Here is a 15838-nt window from a genome sequence, read left to right as displayed (position 1 = left end):
AAGAGTGCCGACTGAGCCAAACTTCATGCCGGGACGTAAGTACAGGAGAGTGCGGCTGATCTGGCGCGGGAGCACGTGGACATAGGATTGCTCCAGCATCTGCATGGGACATCATTGCCCCATCTCGCTGGTACAGCTTTGGCTCGTGGTCTGAAGGCCGGCCGCTGCAGGGAACGGGGGGAGGGCGCGGGCCGCGCTCGACCGGGGTCTGGCTGGCCGGCGAGGCGCCCGAGCTTCTGCGCCTGCTCGACGAGGGCTACTTCGAACTCTGCACGTACGACGATGACGAGCTTCCGGCTCCCCGGCTCCCCGGCCTACACAGTCGCTACAGAAGAAACCGGGAGTTTGTGGGCGCACCGTGATGACCATTCCGGCTGCCCGAGTGGCTCACCCTTTCGGCTTCGCTCGCACGGTACGGCGCCCTGTCGAGAGCGGAATCGAGAAACGGGGAAGTCGACACATCTGCCAGGAGGTCTGCCCCTGGAACCGCTTCGCCACGCCGTCAGCGGAGGAAGCGTTCCTGGCGCGCGAGGGGCTGGACGGGCCGAGTCTCATCGAGTGGATGACGATGACGCAGGAGGAGTTCAGCGCGCGCTTCAAGGGCTCGCCGATCAAGCGGGCCAAGCGCCGCGGCCTCCTCCGCAACGTGGCCGTCGCGCTCGGCAACTGGGGCGCGCCCGAAGCCATCCCCGCGCTCGCCGCCGCGCTGAACGACGAGGAGCCGCTGGTGCGCGGGCACGCGGCGTGGGCCTTGGGCCGGATCCCGGACGAAAGGTCCGTTGTTGCGTTACGTGCGCGGTTGCTCGTGGAGGAGGACGCGTGGGTAATCTCGGAAATCAAATCGTCCCTCGACGGGAACTGAGCTCCTGCCTGAAAGTACCGCGGGGCATCCGGCGCACTCCGTAGTGTCACGATTGCCTGGAACTCTCGGCGCCGGAATGTGGTGCCACTACGACTCTCTTTCCACCACCCGCGCGGGTCGATCTCACCCCCACTTTCGATCCGTTACAGACGTCTGCTGGTCGTGCGGAGCGATTCCGTGCGCAGCCGGCACAGTGCCAGGGGGGCTCGAGAGTCGGCACAGTCCCAGGCACGGCGACTGGAACGGACGCGTTCAAGGCGAACGGCGGGCCGTTGACGATGAAGTTCGCCGAGTTCAGCATCCGTCCGCCGGGGTGTCAGCACGTCGAGCACGGGCCAGCTGACGAATAACCTTGCCGTCCGTCCGCGCGAAGTTCTCGCTGGCCGCCACGAGCTCCGGCCGCACGAAATATCCGCGACGAACGTGGATTTCACGGTTCCACGAACGGAACGGCGATGTACTGCGTGAAGTCGCCGACGGTGGCCGAGACCGCCGCCGCGCCGGCTACCGTGTCGGCGACCAGCACCGCCTTTGCCACCAGGCGGTCGTCACCATCCCCCTCCACGCGCACGGCCGTGACGAGCTCCTCGCGCGTCTGCGAGGCGTGGAACTTCCCGGCGGTGGTGCGAAAGACCACGCGGCGGGTGAAGGCGTGATCGGGGATGCGGGCCACCACCGTGTCCTGCGACGCGCCGTCGGCACGCACGGGAGCCGCTCCCGTCCGGGTGAGCTCCAGGATCTCGGAGAGCGGCACGTCGAGGGGGTCGCGCTCGGGTTCGGAGATCACGCCGCCGTCGCACGTCGCCGTCGCCAGCGCCAGGCACGCCGGGAGGGCGCACGCACGCAGCCACCGCGGGGCAGGCCGCGGATCGCGCTCGGGAATCTTCATGCTTCTCTCCTTGCTCGCCGTAATCGTCAGGCGGGAGGTCAGCGCCGTCTGCGGCGCAGGACGTCGTCCAGCCGGGGGCCGAACGTCAGGCTCAGGTACACGTCGCGCTTGACCAGCAGGCGCACGACCAGCGGGTTGTCGTCCTCCTGCCGGTACCACATCACCCCCGTCCCCACGCGCAGCCCCGGAAGGCCGGGGATGTTGCGCACCCCGATGCCCAGCACGGGGTGCCCCAGGTGTACGTAGTAATCGCTCATCCCGGCCGGCGCGCGAAAGGCGCGGAACGACAGCCCCGCGAAGAGGCTCACCCGTTTGAGCACCGCCTCGGCCGGGGAGGCGCGGCTCAGGTCGTCATCCCGGTTGATGGGAAGCGCGTAGAAGTTCACCCCCGTGACGAGCCCCCAATATCCCGTCCGCTGCGCCGCGAGCACCCCCGCGTCGTACATGATGTGGTCTCCGAAATTGCTGGTGGCCTCCGTGACCACGTCCACCCGCACGGAGCGCGGCGGGGACCCCGGCGGGTGCCTGGGATAGACCGTGAACCTGAAGAGGTACGCGATGTCCGGGTCGAGAGGACGCACCCGGATGGCGTACTCGCTGGTCCGCGACAGCGGGTGGGGAACGGCCCTTCCCTCGTCGACGATGCCGTCGATCTCCGCCCGCTCCCCCGCCGCGGTGGAGACGACCCGCCTGGGTCCGTACGCGTAGCGAATGCTGTCGACCGAGGCCATGCGCATGACGAGGTAGAACTCCTCGTCGAACGGCGGAACCTTGTCCAGCTGCCGGACGACCCAGTCAAGGTGGACGACGTCGATGTTCTCGGCCGCGAGCGTGGCGTCGGGCCGCTGGGCGTGCGCGGCCGCCGACCCTTGTACGCACGCCAGGAGCGCCAGCAGCCACCCCGCCCCGTGGCGGTGGCGCGCGCCCCGCCCGCTGTTCACCGCGCTCCACTTCGTCCCGAGCGTCATCTCACCACCTCCTGCGGAACCGGGTTCGTGCGCGGGCGAAGGGACTCCACCGCCCGCCGATTGATCCGCCGCGCCCGGCCGGCCGGGGCGCGAACGCGGGGATCGGGCAATTCACGCCTCCCCGCCGACCAGCACCCCGGGGACGGGGTCCCCGCGCGTCTGCCAGTGCGTCCGCCCGGCCCGGGTGACCGCGCGGTAGATCGCCACCCGCAGCACCACCAGGTTGTAGAGGATGAGCAGCGGAGTTCCCGCCAGCCAGGTGACGACGCGCTCCCCCAGGGGCATGCCCGGGCGGTCGTAGGCCACGTAGCGGACGGTCTGGCAGTACATCAGGGCGAGCCAGTACACGAGCGCCTCCGCGTATACCTGCCCCCCCGCGAGCGGAACGACGAGGAAGGCCCAGCCCATGATCACCGGGTAGAGGACCACCAGGAGGAAGTTCCAGCAGCGAAAGGCGAGCGCCATCCCGTGGAGGTGGCGCAGCTCCCACGTGAGGTAGCGGAAGTATCCCCGGTACCAGCGGTCGCGCTGGAGGTACAGGCCGCGCAGCGACGCCGGCGCCAGCGTTTCCACCATCGCCGACTCCACCGCCACCACCTTTCCGCGGAGAAGGGCGTAGTGGGAAAGGCGGCGGTCGTCGCCGATGGTTCCCGACGCGACGTAGTCGTCCACGTTCTCGAACAGGAGTCCCGCGCGGTAGACCGACATCGCCCCGGAGGTGGGCGAGACGGCGCCCACGCGCGAGCGCAGCCCGCGGGTCACCAGGCAGCTGGTGACGATCTCCAGGTCGATCAGCCGCGTCAGCAGGTTCTCCGTCCGGTTGAGCACCGTGGGGGTGGCGGTCGCGGCCTGCACCCGCGGGTCGCTCAGCGGGCGCAGGCACTCGCGCAGGCAGTCGCGCTCCAGCACGCAGTCCGAGTCTACGGTGACCAGGAAGTCGGCGGTGCGCGAGGCGATCTCGCCGGCGAGCGCGGCCACCTGCGCCCGCCGCTTCCCCGTGTTCCCCTGCCGCCTCCACACCACCTTGGGGTGGTCGAAGGGTGCGATCGGCCGCGCCGACCCGTCGTCCACCACGTACAGGACGTCGGGCACCACCGAGCCGGCGAGCAGCGACGCGATCGTGCGGTGCAGCATCTCGTCCGGCTCGTTGAAGGCGGGGATCACGACCACGGTCCGGCCCCGCGCGGGCGGCAGGTGCGACCAGTCGTTGCCTCGGCGCGACACGGTGATGGAGACGGCGGCCAGCACTCCGCAGAAGTAGAAGAAGGCGGAGGCGAAGGTCGGGGGCGGGGGCCCGCGCCACAGGTGGTGGAAGACGATGAACACGGCGAGCGCCGCCGCTCCCCCGCCGAGCGTGACGACCCGGTTCACCGGCGCTCCCCGCGGGGGTGGGGCGCGTACCGAACGACGAGGATCCAGAACGCGACGGTCCCCGTCACGCTCAGGAGGATCGCCGAGAGGTCCAGCCGGAGAGCGGCCACCCCCGCCGCGCCCAGCCAGAGGGGGGCGACTCCATCCAGGTCGTACATCGTAGCTCCCTTGCGGCGTGGCTGGGGCTGCCTGGGGGCCGGCCTTGCTCCCCTGGCTTCGCGCACCCGGTGGTGTGTCCACCCGGCGGGCGGGGTTGATGGACGATGATAAGCGGGAACATGCGGTCCTTTCTTGAACGTTGTTTTCCACTTCGGGGACACCCGTACCTCGCCAGCCCAACACCACGCGGATGCACGTGTGGACGCACCTGAAGCCCCCGTTGCGCGGAAAGACGGGGCTGGGGTGTACCCGGAGGGAAGGGTGGAACTGGCGGCTGCGTGGGGCAACGCCTCGACAGGCTCGACGCGCTCGGCCTCGGAGCTCGCTACCGGTTCCGGCGGCCGAGGAAGTCGATCTGTCCGTGGGCCCCCATGCTCATCGGCCTTGCCCCCCGCCACTGCGATGTGCCTCTTCCGGGTGGCACAGTCGGCACTGGCGAGCGTGGTGACGCACGCCGGCGTCAACCACGCGTGGCTGCGCGTGGCAGGGTCGGCTGCGAACGAGGGTCCACCTGGAGGTCGGAGATTCAGGACGCGGCTTCGATTCGGCTCGTTCGGGGACCGGGCTGGGACTCGTCGGGATGCGGGAGCGCGTGCGCCTGCTCGGAGGCACGCTTGCATCGAGACCGGGCAGAACGCAGGCACCGTGGTGTAGGTCAGCCTGCTGCTTCACGCCTGATGTCGGCCGATGGCGTCCTCGCCAGACCGGTAGCTGATGCACCGGAAACGTGGGCTTGTAACGATGGCCGACGAAGGGGTCGGGAGGTGAGCCAGCCGCGGGCAAGAAGCTTGTTGCGTAGCAGACCGCGACGCTTGGGAGCCCAGGGTTGCCGGGGGGAGGGGGCCGTCATCCGATCACCCTTGGGCAAAGATTGTCCAAGACGGGCGGTCGTCGAGCAGCTAGACTCCCCTTCGCGCCCAGGGTGGGTCGTCCGGCTTGGGCGCGAGGCAGTCCGGTACCCTCACTCACTCCACTTCTCATCCAGGAGCAAACGGCATGCGCAAAGTGAAACTGGACCTCGACCAGCTGGTGGTGGCGGGTTTCGAAACGCAGCAGTCCCCCGCGAGCGCCGAGGAATCGGTGCTGAGCGACATTCTCTGCACTTTCGGATGCACGGCGCTCCTCGACTGCCTCAGCCTGGTGCCCGAATGGTGCTAACAGAGGGGAGATCCGGCCGCTGGCCGCGGACGTGATCGCGCGGGACATTCGGGTTGTGAGGCAGGCGGGCACCTGATTCGATACCGAATCAGGTGCCCGCCGCACTGGGAGACGAAATTCTGCACGAGGGACACACGGGGAAACGGCGTCCGAAGGGCATCCAACGCCTCTCCCCAGGCGAGCCAGGCACGTTTGTGGAGGTCACCTCCGTCCCTATGCGAGCGGCCATCCGCAAGGTTCTCACTCGAACGGCGACACCTCCGAAGCCCACGGAGCACGCGGGTTGACATTGATCGCGAAGCGCGAAGCCGCGCGTTCCTGGGCAGGCGGGCCGTAGGGTCCTGGGCACCATACGTATCCCGCATTCGCCCTCCTCCATCCCCTGCGGTAATTCCCAAAGCGGCGGGGGCGTGGGGACCGCGACGGCCATCCGCACCGGTCGTCCGGGTACAGGCCGAAACGGTCCTCCAGGTGCTTGCGCGAGTACGCCCGCGCCACGTCCGGCGCCTTCGTCCCGCCGGCCCGTCTCCCAGCCGGAAGCCCCGCCCGGGGAGCCGAACTTCCGGATTGTCACTCCGGGATCGTGCCGGGTCCCGCGTGCCCGGCCTGTCGCCGGACAGGCGGAAGTCGCCGTCGCCGACGGGACGCGGCTTTCGATCGCCGGTCAGGCGCCGGAAAGGGTGATCGTGCGCTACGGGCAAGGGGGCTTCTCTCCGGGAGACCCTGGCCGCGATGGACGGAAGGACCGACCGGACCGGGCAGCTAATCGACAGCCGTCGTATTCAGCGTCAGCGTCTCGGCCTCCTGCACCGCCCGCTCGGCGATGACCGGATCGATGAGACCCGCGTCGATCAGCTCCATGAGCGCGGGCTCGGCCTCGGCGTCGTCGATCAGGCGCGCGACGATGAGCGCGCGCAGCGTCTGCGCGGCCAGGGCCGACGGGAGCGACGCGGCGAGGTCCGATGCCTCCGCCTCGTCCGAGGCGTAGGCCAGGGCGTCCAGCAGCCCCGCGCTCCGCACGGCGTCCGCCACCTCCATCACCGCCTCCGCTTCCGCCAGGACGCGAAGTTCCGCCCCCGCCTGGCGCATGGCCTCACGGGTCAGGATGCCGTGCGCGAGCATCCGGCCCCCTTCCTCGCGCACCACGTGCGCCAGCCGTGCCGCCCACGCGTGCTCGAAAAGCACGAGCGCTCCGCCGCCGCCCGGTGGAATGGCGCCCAGCGTCTCCAGCAGCTGCGCGGGAGACAGGCCGAACATGGAGCAGTCGTCATTCTCCTCCCCGGCTCCGTCCTCCGCGGCGCGCGTCCCCAGCCCCGCCAGGCGCCGCAGCGCCACGCCGACGGGGCGGCGATCGCTCTCCCCGGCTTTCGCCATCGCCTCCATCACGGACAGCGTTCCGTCGTCCGCGCGGCGGACGAACAGCGCGTCCACCAGGCGGATGACGCCCCGCCCCCGCACTTCCTGCAGCTCGCGGAGCATGGCCTCGCCGAACGCCTCGCCCGCGGGAAAACCCAGCACCACGACCTGCACGGGACCGATCTCCATGGCGGCTTCTCCTGCGCCGGGTGTGATAGGGGGCGGGCTCAGGGGATGGTGCCCGCCCGCCCCGCAGAGACGTCCGGCGTGCGGTGCGCGAGAAGGTCGATGACCACGACGACGGCAAGGACGAAGGGGGCGTCAACGCCGTCCGCCACCACGACCTCGCAGGCGTCCCGCACACCCAGGCCGGTCTTGCTGGTCCGGGCGATGACCCGGTCCCCGCGCCACAGCGTGTACTCGTGCTGCAGCACACTCCCCACGGCGACCATCCCCTTGTCCCCCGGCAGGTCGATGCGCCAGCGGTCGCGCACCGGCGAAAGGAGCGCGTTGTGGACGATGGCCGCCGTAAGCCCGTCCGGCCGCCGCAGGTCCATCGTCGGGGGAGCCGGCCCGGCGCGGCGCGCGCTGAAGTAAAGTGCACGGCCGGCGGGGTCGAGAAAGGCGACGGGCCCCGGCGACTGCCCGCCGACGAGCCGGAGCACCAGCTCGCCCCGTGGGCCTTCTACCCGGACCTTCCCGGAGCCCTCCCCGTTCTGCCGCAGGATGTACCGCGTGCCCCTCACCGCCTTGAACGGCGGCGCGCGCACGGTAAAGCGCGCCCACAACGGGGCCCGCTCTCCTTCCGGCCCCCCGGACCCTGTGCCCATGTACATCGGTCGCTCCCGGTGAAGGTCCCGCACCGCCCCAGCTCTCCGGAGAAAGTGGCCTGCTCCGTCTTTCCCGTCTTGAAAGATCTTGCGGTCTCCGGCGGACCCGGGAAATCCGGTCAGGATGATCCAACCTTATACGTACATTCACCCATACCTGAACAGCCGGTCCACGACACGGCGGCCGAAGGGCCGGGCAGGTCCACAAGCATGCGGCGGTGCGCAGCGAAGCCCGGGATGCGGGGTGCGTGACGGGTTGATCCGGATACTTACAGGACATTCATTTCACGACATACGGACGGCGCGTATGCCCTGAAACCCGTCCGATACCGGGATGTTGCCTCCGAAAACTTGCGAATGTACCGCCCGCTCCGCGTCGTTCATACTTCTCCCCACGCGGGATCGACCCGCAGCAACCGCACGGCCGCCCACGGGCGGGCCGTTCGCGAAGCATCTTTCGGGACTTCGCGTTTCCGCAGGGGAGGGAGTGATGGATGCGATGGTGACGTGGGAGGCGGGGGGGATGCCGCACGCCGGGTGGATGAACGGGTGCTGGGAGGCAAAGGGGCGCGTCGCACGCGCCGGCGCCGCCCCGCGGGTGGTGGAGAACGAGCACCTGATCCTGGTGGCCGGCGCGGCCGGGGCGCGGATGCGGCACCGCAGGCGCGTCGCGCCGCTGCCGCCCGGGGAGCTGGTGGAGGTGGACGCGGGCGACGTGATCTCGGTGGAGATGCCGCGGGAATCGGAGTTCCGCGTGCTGCAGGTGCAGCCCGCGCTGCTGGCGGCCGTGGCGCCGTGGCTGGAGGCGCTGCGCCCCCGGGCCTGCGCGGCCGGGCAGACGCGGCTGGCGTGCTGCCTGGCCGGCGACGCGGCGCTCCGGCGGATGGAGGCGGCGCTCGTCTCGGAGGCGGGGCTGCAGGAGTTCCTTCGGTTCGCGCTGGGCGCCTGCGCGGGACGGGTGCGGCCTCCGCAGCACGGCGAGCACGCCGTGGTGCTGCGCATCCGCGACTACCTGCGGGAGGCCTTTGCCCGCACGGTCACCCTGGAGGAACTGGGCCGGCGGGCCGGGATGTGCCGCTTTGCCCTTGCCCGGGCGTTTACCCGCGAGGTGGGGATGCCCCCCCACGCGTACCAGACCCACGTGCGCATCCTGCGCGCGTGCGGGCTCATCCACGCGGGAACGCCCCTTTCCGCCGCGGCGCTGGGTGTCGGCTTTAGTGACCAAAGTCATCTTTGCAGACACTTCAAGAGGATCATGGGGATCACGCCGGGAACCTATGCGCGCGAGGTGGCGCGCACCGCGTGGGCAACATCCTCCAAGCCGGCCGCCGCGGCCGCCGCCTAGCTTTGCGGGAGACCGAGCGGGCTCCGCGCGGAGGAGACGGGTGAGGCGGGGCGGACGGGGTTCCCTGGGGGAGCCCGCCGCGCGGAGCCCGCACGGATGCAGCACGCGGCCTTCGCGACCGCCGCCGCGTCCCGACGCCCAAACGCAAACATCCCGATGCAGCGCCGCATGCCGCGGACACACGGAAGCTGGATTTTCCAGGCGCGACGGCCGCCGGGAAAATCCGGCTTTCCGCGCGCCCGTCCGCTTTTGGCCGTTGGCCGGATCCCGGGGCGGATCGGGTGTGCTGTACGCAAACCGGCGCAAAGGGGTTGCACTCTGATACGAGAACACGCATTAGTACAAACCGCACTTGTACAACCAGATACGCGTGATGTGCCTGCTACGCGTCCTTGAAGCAGGCTCCCGCGCAACCGCTCGAAACCAGGGAGGGCAGATCGGGAAAGACCCATCCAATCCGTGCATACGCGCGTGGGGCCGGAGGCGGGCCCTCGCGAGGCACCGGACACACCCGCCTCCTCTGCGCGCACCGGCCCCCACGCGTTTTCCGGTACCTCGCAGGGCATTGGATCACTCCGTTTCGGACATCACGCTCTACCTTGGACGATCAACGTGCCGAACCGATCACGAGTGCTGCTGGCAGACGATCATACGCTGGTGGCAGAGGGGCTGGCCTGCCTGCTCAGGGAGGAGTTCGAGGTCGTGGGCCAGGCGCCCGACGGGCGCACGCTGGTGCAGATGGCCGCGCGGCTGCGGCCGGACGTGGTGGTGACGGACCTGAGCATGCCGCTGCTCAACGGCGTGGACGCCGTGCGCGCCGTGCGCCAGGCGGCGTCGGAGACACGGATCCTGGTGGTGACCATGCACGCCGACCCCCGCCTGGCCGCGGACGCCATCCGCGCCGGGGCCTCGGGATACGTGCTCAAGCACTCCGCGGGACGGGAGCTCATCCACGGGGTGCAGGAGGTGAGCGGCGGGCGGGTGTACATCACGCCCCAGATCGCGCACGAGGTGATCTCCGTGCTGGCGGGAACCGGCGCGACGGTGACGGACGCCCCGCACCTGACCCCGCGGCAGCGGCAGGTGCTGCGGCTGGTGGCGGAGGGATACAGCATGAAGCGGGTCGCCGAGGCGCTCGAGGTGTCACGCCGGACGGCGGAGTCGCACAAGTACCAGCTGATGGCGCAGCTGGGCGTGCACTCCACGGTGGAGCTGGTGCAGTACGCCTATCGGCTCGGCCTGCTTTCGCTGGACAGTCCCCCGGGCGTCACCGCTGAGCCACGCGGCTGCGTCCGGTCTCCGTGAGGGGGATCGTGCACGCGGCCGCGTGCACGATCCGGCGCGGCGGGAGCCCCTGCGCCGGCCGCGGATCCCCCTTCCGATGCGGATGTTCTCCGCCCCGCATCGCGCGGAGAGCGGCATGCGGGCGCGGCCACCGCGCCATGAGACCGCGCCGGCGGGGAAGCGCTCCTCCCGGACCGCGAGCACCCGGGCCGGCTTCGTACGCCGGCACGCTCCCGCGGCCCCCCCCCATCATCGTGGGGAACCATCCGCTGTCCATCCGTTCTCGGGGCGGGGTTGATGCGTTCGGCGGGTGGGGGCTGGCACCGCTCACTGCCGCCACCCTGCGCCCGTTCGTTCCAGTCGTCCTTCTCGCCCTCCTCCCGCATGCGCCGGCTCGCGCAGCTCTCTCTCCGAGGGTGTGACCCAGCCCGCCGCTACGCGCCGCACCACCGGTTCGGTGGAGCGAGTGGCGGGGGAGGCGCCGGCAGTCTCGTTCAAGCCGGCTCCCCTCGCCGGAGCGCACGCTTCGCGGGACGCTCCAGGACACCGCCTGTCCTGACCGTCTGATTCTCGCTGCGGGGAGTCGCTGATGAACGCCTACGATCCGCTCCTCTCGCCCGGCCACGGGGCGAACGCGCGGGTGACCCGCCGCGAGCTGCCGCGTGGCGGCCTCTCCCACCGCGGGTGGACGGCCGTCACCAGGCACCGCACGCCGCGGGAGACGGGCGAGACGGAGATGGCCGCCTTCGACGACGACCGCCGGGAGCCCAGGGACGGGCCGCAGGCGCGGGACCCGGCCGCCGCGGAGCCGGAAACGCTGGCGGAGCCGCAGCGGCTGTGGCTCATCGAGGCGGCGAAGTACAGCGTGCTCCCCCTGGACGACCGCGTCGCCGAGCGGGGCAGCTCCGAGCTGGCGGGACGGCCGGATCTCATCCGCGGAAACCGGCAGATCGTCTTTGGCGGGTCTGCCCGCGTGCCGTTGCTGGCCATGCTCAACCCGGCCGACAAGTCGCACGCGGTGACGGCCGAGGTGGAGGTGCCGGAATCCGGCGCGGAGGGGGGGCGCGGCCGTGGGCGGCATCACGGGCGGGTGGAGCCTGTACGCGCGGGACGGCAAGCCCCGGTACTGCTACATCTTCTTCGGTCTCGAGGAAACGCGGGGGGAAGGGATCGGGCGCATTCCGCCGGGGCGGCACCAGGTGCGGATGGAGTTCGCGTACGAGGGCGGCGGCGTGGCCCGGGGCGGCGCCGTATCGCGCTTCGTGGACGGCGCCAGGGCGGGCGAGGGGCGCGCGGAGCGGACGGAGCCGTTCGCGTTCGGCGGGGAGTCGTTCGACATCGGGTACGGGGCCGGCTGGCCCGTGACGGCGGACTACGGGCGGAACGGGAGCCGCGCGTTCTCCGGCAGGGTGAACAGGGTGGAGCCGGACGCGGGCATGGCCGCGGGCGACCAGAACCCCCTCATCCCCCCCGAGGAGCGGCTGCGCGTGGCCATGGCGAAACCGTAGCGCGGACCTCCGGCCGCGCCGCCGTCGCGGCGGGCCGCCCCCCTTTCGGGTGGCGGCCCGCCGCACGTTCGGCAACTTTCTCCAAGACCCGCGGGGGCCCGGGGCCTATCCTGCTTCCCGGAGGGCGGGACATCGCCGCGCCCGTCCGCCGATCACCTTCCGCAGGGGAGCCTCGTCCATGCCCAGGCCATTCCAGGGGACCATCGAGCTCGACATCCGCGACTCCACGCCGGACTGGGAGGCCTTCCTGGCCCGCAAGGCGCCGGAGGGCGCGCCCAACGTCCTCGTCATCCTCTACGACGACACGGGGCAGGCGGCGTGGTCGCCGTACGGCGGGCGCATCCGCATGCCCACGCTGGAGCGGCTGGCGGAGAACGGGCTCACGTACACGCAGTGGCACACCACCTCGGTGTGCTCGCCCACGCGGTCCTGCTTTCTCACCGGCCGCAACCACCACCAGAACGGCTTCGGGACCATCGCCGAGTCGGCGGCCGGGTTCCCGGGCTACGCCGGGCACATCCCGCCGGAGAACGCCACGCTGGCCACGGTGCTGCGCGACGCGGGCTGGAGCACGTTCTGGATCGGCAAGAACCACAACGTGCCCGTGGACGCCTTCGACGTGGGCGCCAGCCGCCGGCACTGGCCGCTGGGGCTGGGCTACGACCGCTTCTACGGCTTCATCGGCGGGGAGACCAACCAGTGGTACCCCGAGCTCATCGAGGACAACCACTTCACGGAGCAGCCGTACTCTCCGGACGAAGGCTACCACCTTTCGCGCGACCTCGCGGACCGGGCCATCGGCTTCATCCGCGACACCCGTCAGTCGCGCCCCGACAAGCCGTGGTACCTGTGGTACTGCCCCGGCGCCAACCACGCCCCCCACCATGCCCCGCAGGAGTACATCGACCGGTACCGCGGGGCGTTCGACGACGGGTACGAGGCGTACCGCGCCTGGGTGCTCGCGCGGATGACCGAGCGCGGCATCCTGCCCCCGGACACGGAGCTCACCCCCCTCAACCCCATGCGCGAGGGGACGTTCACCGAGGCGGACGCCGTGCGGCCCTGGGATACGCTGACGGACGACGAGAAGCGGCTCTTTTGCCGCATGGCCGAGGTCTACGCCGGCTTCTCGGAGTACACCGACGCGCAGATCGGCCGGGTGATCGACTACCTGGAGGAGTCCGGGCAGCTGGACAACACGCTGGTCCTGTACTGCGCGGACAACGGCGCGTCCGGCGAGGGGAGCCCCAACGGCTCGGTGAACGAGAACCGGTTCTTCAACGGCTTTCCGGACGACGTCCAGGCCAACCTGGCCATGCTCGACCGGCTGGGCTCGCCCGACACCTACAACCACTATCCCACCGGGTGGGCCGTCGCCTTCAGCACCCCGTACCGGATGTTCAAGCGCTACTCGCAGTACGCCGGCGGCACGTGCGACCCGCTGGTCATCCACTGGCCCCGGGGAATCCGGGCGCGGGGCGAGCTGCGGCACCAGTACCACCACTGCACCGACATCGTCCCCACCATCCTGGAGTGCTGCGGGGTGGAGATGCCCGGGGTGGTGGACGGGGTGGAGCAGGCGCCGCTCGCCGGCGTCTCCATGCGCTACTCGTTCGACGACGGGGACGCCCCGACCCGCAAGGAGACGCAGTACTACGAGATGCTCAGCACCCGCGGCATCTGGCACCGGGGATGGAAGGCCGCGACGGAGCACGGGCCGCTGATCGACCAGGGGCGGTTCGGGGAAGACCGCTGGCAGCTCTTTCACACGGACGTGGACCGCGCGGAGGCGCACGACCTGGCCGGGGAGCACCCGGACAAGGTGGCCGAGCTGGCGGCGCTCTGGATGGCCGAGGCGAAGAAGAACAACGTGCTGCCCCTGAACGACCTGGGCGTGGTGGGGATCCACGCGCTGGAGTACAAGGTCGCGCCGCCGGCGGACGGCCGGTACGTCTACTACCCGGGCACGACGGAGATCCCGGAGGCGTCGGCGGCGCGGACGCTGGGCGTCTCGTTCAAGATCCTCGCCGAGGTCGAGTTCACGCAGGACGCACAGGGCGTCATCGTCTCGCAGGGGTCGCGCTTTGGCGGGTACTCCCTGTTCGTCCGGGACGGCCGGCTCACCTTTGTCTACAACTTCCTGGGCATTGCGCCCGAGCAGGCGCTGAGCTGCCCCGCGCCCGCGTCCGGGCGGCACGTGGTGGGCGTGGAGTTCCGGAAGGAGCGGATGGGCGAGAACAACGAGGCGCTGGGCACGATGACGCTGCACGTGGACGAGCAGGAGGCGGCGAGCGGCGCCTTTCGCACCCAGAGCGGCCACTACGCCCTGGCCGGCGAGGGGCTGGCCGTGGGCTACGACAGCGGCGACCGGGTGTCCGCGGAGTACGACTCCCGCTTTCCGTTCGCCGGCGGCCGGATCGTCAAGGTGATCTACGACATCGCCGACGACGGGTACGTGGACGCGGAGCGAAAGCTCGCGGCCGCGCTCGCGCGCGACTGACCGGACCGGCGGCGGACAACAGCCAGGGGAGGGAACGATGGGAAGGAGTGCAGCAGGCGGCTGGCGCCGGTCGGCCACGTTTCGCGGGGGGGTGATCGTGGCGCTGCTGGGGCTGGCGCTCCTCGCCCGCTCCTGCCCGGCGCAGGAGGCGCCCGGTCCGCCGCCCTCGGCGCGGGACACCAGCCGCCTCGCGGACTTTCTCCACGAGGCGTCGCGGCCCCTTACCTGGGCGGAGCCGCTGGGCTACACGGTGTACGACCAGGTGCGCGGCAACCCCGAGGCGTGGGACCAGGACGCGGAGGGGCTGGGGCGGCGGCTGGCCGCGCACGCGGGGCGCACGGCCATCTCCCTGACCGTGCGCCACGGGACGGCGGCGCTGCTCCACGCCCCCGCCCACCCCGTGCCCTGCGCCACCGCCCGGGGGAGCGCCCGCGTCGCGCAGGCCGCGCTGGAGCCGGTCGCGGACCGCGGCTGCGACGGCCACGTGCGCATCGCCTTGCCGCGCATCACCGCGCGCGTGGCCAGCGGACTCGCGCCGCTGGTGTGGCACTACCCGGACTACACGGCGGAAACGGCGGCGAAAGAGGTCGCGAGCGGGTTCGTCTCCTCCGCCCTGCTGAACGTGGCCCGGGTGCTCGTCTTCGGCCGCTGATCCGCGCTTCGGGGAAGACGCGCCTCATCCCCGTTTTCACGATCCGCCGTGCATTCCACCCCTACACCTTGTCTCACGCGGAGACGCGGAGACGCGGAGAACCGAAGAGGCTTCTTTTCCTCCGCGCCCTCCGCGCCTTCGCGTGAGATGCCGTTGCTGAATCCGGAGTGCACGATGATGCGGCAGAACTGGTATCACGCGGGGAGGCGGAAAGAATCAGGGCGACGATTGCGTCCGCCGCCCCACGGCGCGGACGCGCTGTCCATCTCTCCCCTTCGTTTACGCGGCTGCCGCTGCCGCCAGGCAGACGCGGACGTCCAGGCATCACTGGACGATTCCTTCGGAGTCACCGCCTGGACCGCGGAGCGCCGGGACCGCCGGTCCCGCGCCCGGGGGATGCCTTCCGCCGCCGGGGCCGCGTCCGTGCCCCGGCGCAGCGGGGGCCGGTGCGCCGGTCCGCGAGATCCCCCGTCCCCGTGGCGGACCGGGAGGCCCGGGCCACGATCCTCCAAGACCGGGCTGCCGTTCCACGCCCATCTTTCTCTCCCACACTTCGATCCACGCCGCTCCGCCCGCCGCGGAGGGTGCCGCCGCGCGCCGCTGCGTCCGCCGGGAGCGCGCGGCCCCCCTTCGTCCCCCGGACGGGAGGCCGCCCCACGCGACCGCGTCAACATCTTACTATCCGCCAACGATGCTTCCTCCATAGACTTAGAGCGAACGCACCCTGAACCCGTCCGCGAGGATCATGACGATGGCAGCCACGGCGGACGCCCTCTCCGGAGCCGCCCCTCCCGCCCTGCCGGAGCCGCCGCCCCGGCCCCCCGGCGACCTGGACCGGCTCATCCGCGTGGCGGCACGCGCGCTCCGGGCGCCCGCGGCGATGGTGACCACCCTGCGCCCCCGCGGCGGGGAGCGGGTGCTGCTGGGACACGGCATGCGCGAGCCCCTGGCGCCGG

The 15838-nt window shown here is 71.1% G+C and carries 14 protein-coding genes and 1 pseudogene; 8 read left to right on the top strand and 7 right to left on the bottom strand.

The genetic code is table 11. From position 1 onward, the window contains the following. Window positions 1-361: 361 nt before the first annotated feature. A complete protein-coding gene (locus tag VFZ20_RS11630; RefSeq protein ID WP_329684047.1) occupies window positions 362-862 on the top strand; it encodes an epoxyqueuosine reductase in 501 nt (166 codons plus the stop codon). A gap of 430 nt (window positions 863-1292) precedes the next feature. Here VFZ20_RS11630 and VFZ20_RS11625 read toward each other — a convergent pair whose 3' ends face one another. From VFZ20_RS11625 to VFZ20_RS11610, 4 genes are all read right to left on the bottom strand, one after another. Continuing rightward, on the bottom strand, window positions 1293-1751 hold the full coding sequence (locus VFZ20_RS11625) for a hypothetical protein (RefSeq protein ID WP_329684046.1): 459 nt from the start codon (window positions 1749-1751) through the stop codon (window positions 1293-1295). Window positions 1752-1789: 38 nt separating this feature from the next. Next, window positions 1790-2719, bottom strand: coding sequence for a hypothetical protein (locus VFZ20_RS11620; protein WP_329684045.1), 930 nt, complete (start codon window positions 2717-2719; stop codon window positions 1790-1792). Between the two features lie 111 nt (window positions 2720-2830). Continuing rightward, complete coding sequence (locus VFZ20_RS11615; protein WP_329684044.1) at window positions 2831-4090, bottom strand: glycosyltransferase; 1260 nt, start codon at window positions 4088-4090, stop codon at window positions 2831-2833. After that, entirely contained in the window at window positions 4087-4248 is a 162-nt protein-coding gene (locus tag VFZ20_RS11610; protein WP_329684043.1) for a hypothetical protein, read from the bottom strand. Before VFZ20_RS11610 ends, VFZ20_RS11615 begins: the two co-directional genes overlap by 4 nt. Window positions 4249-5245: 997 nt before the next feature. Here VFZ20_RS11610 and VFZ20_RS11605 point away from each other — a divergent pair. Further along, complete coding sequence (locus VFZ20_RS11605; protein WP_329684042.1) at window positions 5246-5407, top strand: hypothetical protein; 162 nt, start codon at window positions 5246-5248, stop codon at window positions 5405-5407. Between the two features lie 762 nt (window positions 5408-6169). On the opposite strand, the gene VFZ20_RS11600 is transcribed toward VFZ20_RS11605, so the two are convergent. Next, entirely contained in the window at window positions 6170-6952 is a 783-nt protein-coding gene (locus tag VFZ20_RS11600) for a DUF6325 family protein (protein ID WP_329684041.1), read from the bottom strand. 38 nt (window positions 6953-6990) lie between these two features. Beyond that, the gene (locus tag VFZ20_RS11595) at window positions 6991-7599 is read right to left on the bottom strand and encodes a hypothetical protein (protein WP_329684040.1); all 609 of its coding nucleotides are present in this window, start codon (window positions 7597-7599) and stop codon (window positions 6991-6993) included. 484 nt (window positions 7600-8083) lie between these two features. Between VFZ20_RS11595 and VFZ20_RS11590 the strand changes: the two genes are divergently transcribed. Next, complete coding sequence (locus VFZ20_RS11590) at window positions 8084-8938, top strand: AraC family transcriptional regulator (RefSeq protein ID WP_329684039.1); 855 nt, start codon at window positions 8084-8086, stop codon at window positions 8936-8938. 630 nt (window positions 8939-9568) lie between these two features. Beyond that, the gene (locus VFZ20_RS11585; RefSeq protein ID WP_329684038.1) at window positions 9569-10243 is read left to right on the top strand and encodes a response regulator transcription factor; all 675 of its coding nucleotides are present in this window, start codon (window positions 9569-9571) and stop codon (window positions 10241-10243) included. Between the two features lie 576 nt (window positions 10244-10819). Here the strand turns inward: VFZ20_RS11585 and VFZ20_RS11580 are convergent. After that, a complete protein-coding gene (locus tag VFZ20_RS11580; RefSeq protein ID WP_329684037.1) occupies window positions 10820-11155 on the bottom strand; it encodes a hypothetical protein in 336 nt (111 codons plus the stop codon). A 137-nt stretch (window positions 11156-11292) separates the two neighbouring features. Between VFZ20_RS11580 and VFZ20_RS11575 the strand changes: the two genes are divergently transcribed. From VFZ20_RS11575 to VFZ20_RS11560, 4 genes and pseudogenes are all read left to right on the top strand, one after another. Further along, window positions 11293-11730 (top strand): hypothetical protein, encoded by a 438-nt coding sequence (locus tag VFZ20_RS11575; RefSeq protein WP_329684036.1) that lies wholly within the window; start codon window positions 11293-11295, stop codon window positions 11728-11730. A gap of 178 nt (window positions 11731-11908) precedes the next feature. Then, window positions 11909-14230: an arylsulfatase gene (locus tag VFZ20_RS11570; protein ID WP_329684035.1), complete on the top strand. Its 2322-nt coding sequence runs from the start codon at window positions 11909-11911 to the stop codon at window positions 14228-14230. Window positions 14231-14267: 37 nt separating this feature from the next. Then, a complete protein-coding gene (locus tag VFZ20_RS11565) occupies window positions 14268-14882 on the top strand; it encodes a hypothetical protein (RefSeq protein ID WP_329684034.1) in 615 nt (204 codons plus the stop codon). Between the two features lie 751 nt (window positions 14883-15633). Next, window positions 15634-15838: pseudogene (locus VFZ20_RS11560) on the top strand (hypothetical protein); the annotation flags it as partial.

This window comes from Longimicrobium sp., from assembly GCF_036280135.1.
In the GTDB taxonomy this organism is placed as follows: Bacteria; Gemmatimonadota; Gemmatimonadetes; order Longimicrobiales; family Longimicrobiaceae; genus Longimicrobium.
Note: the sequence above shows the minus strand (reverse complement) of the source record. Positions and strands in the feature narration are given on the sequence as shown.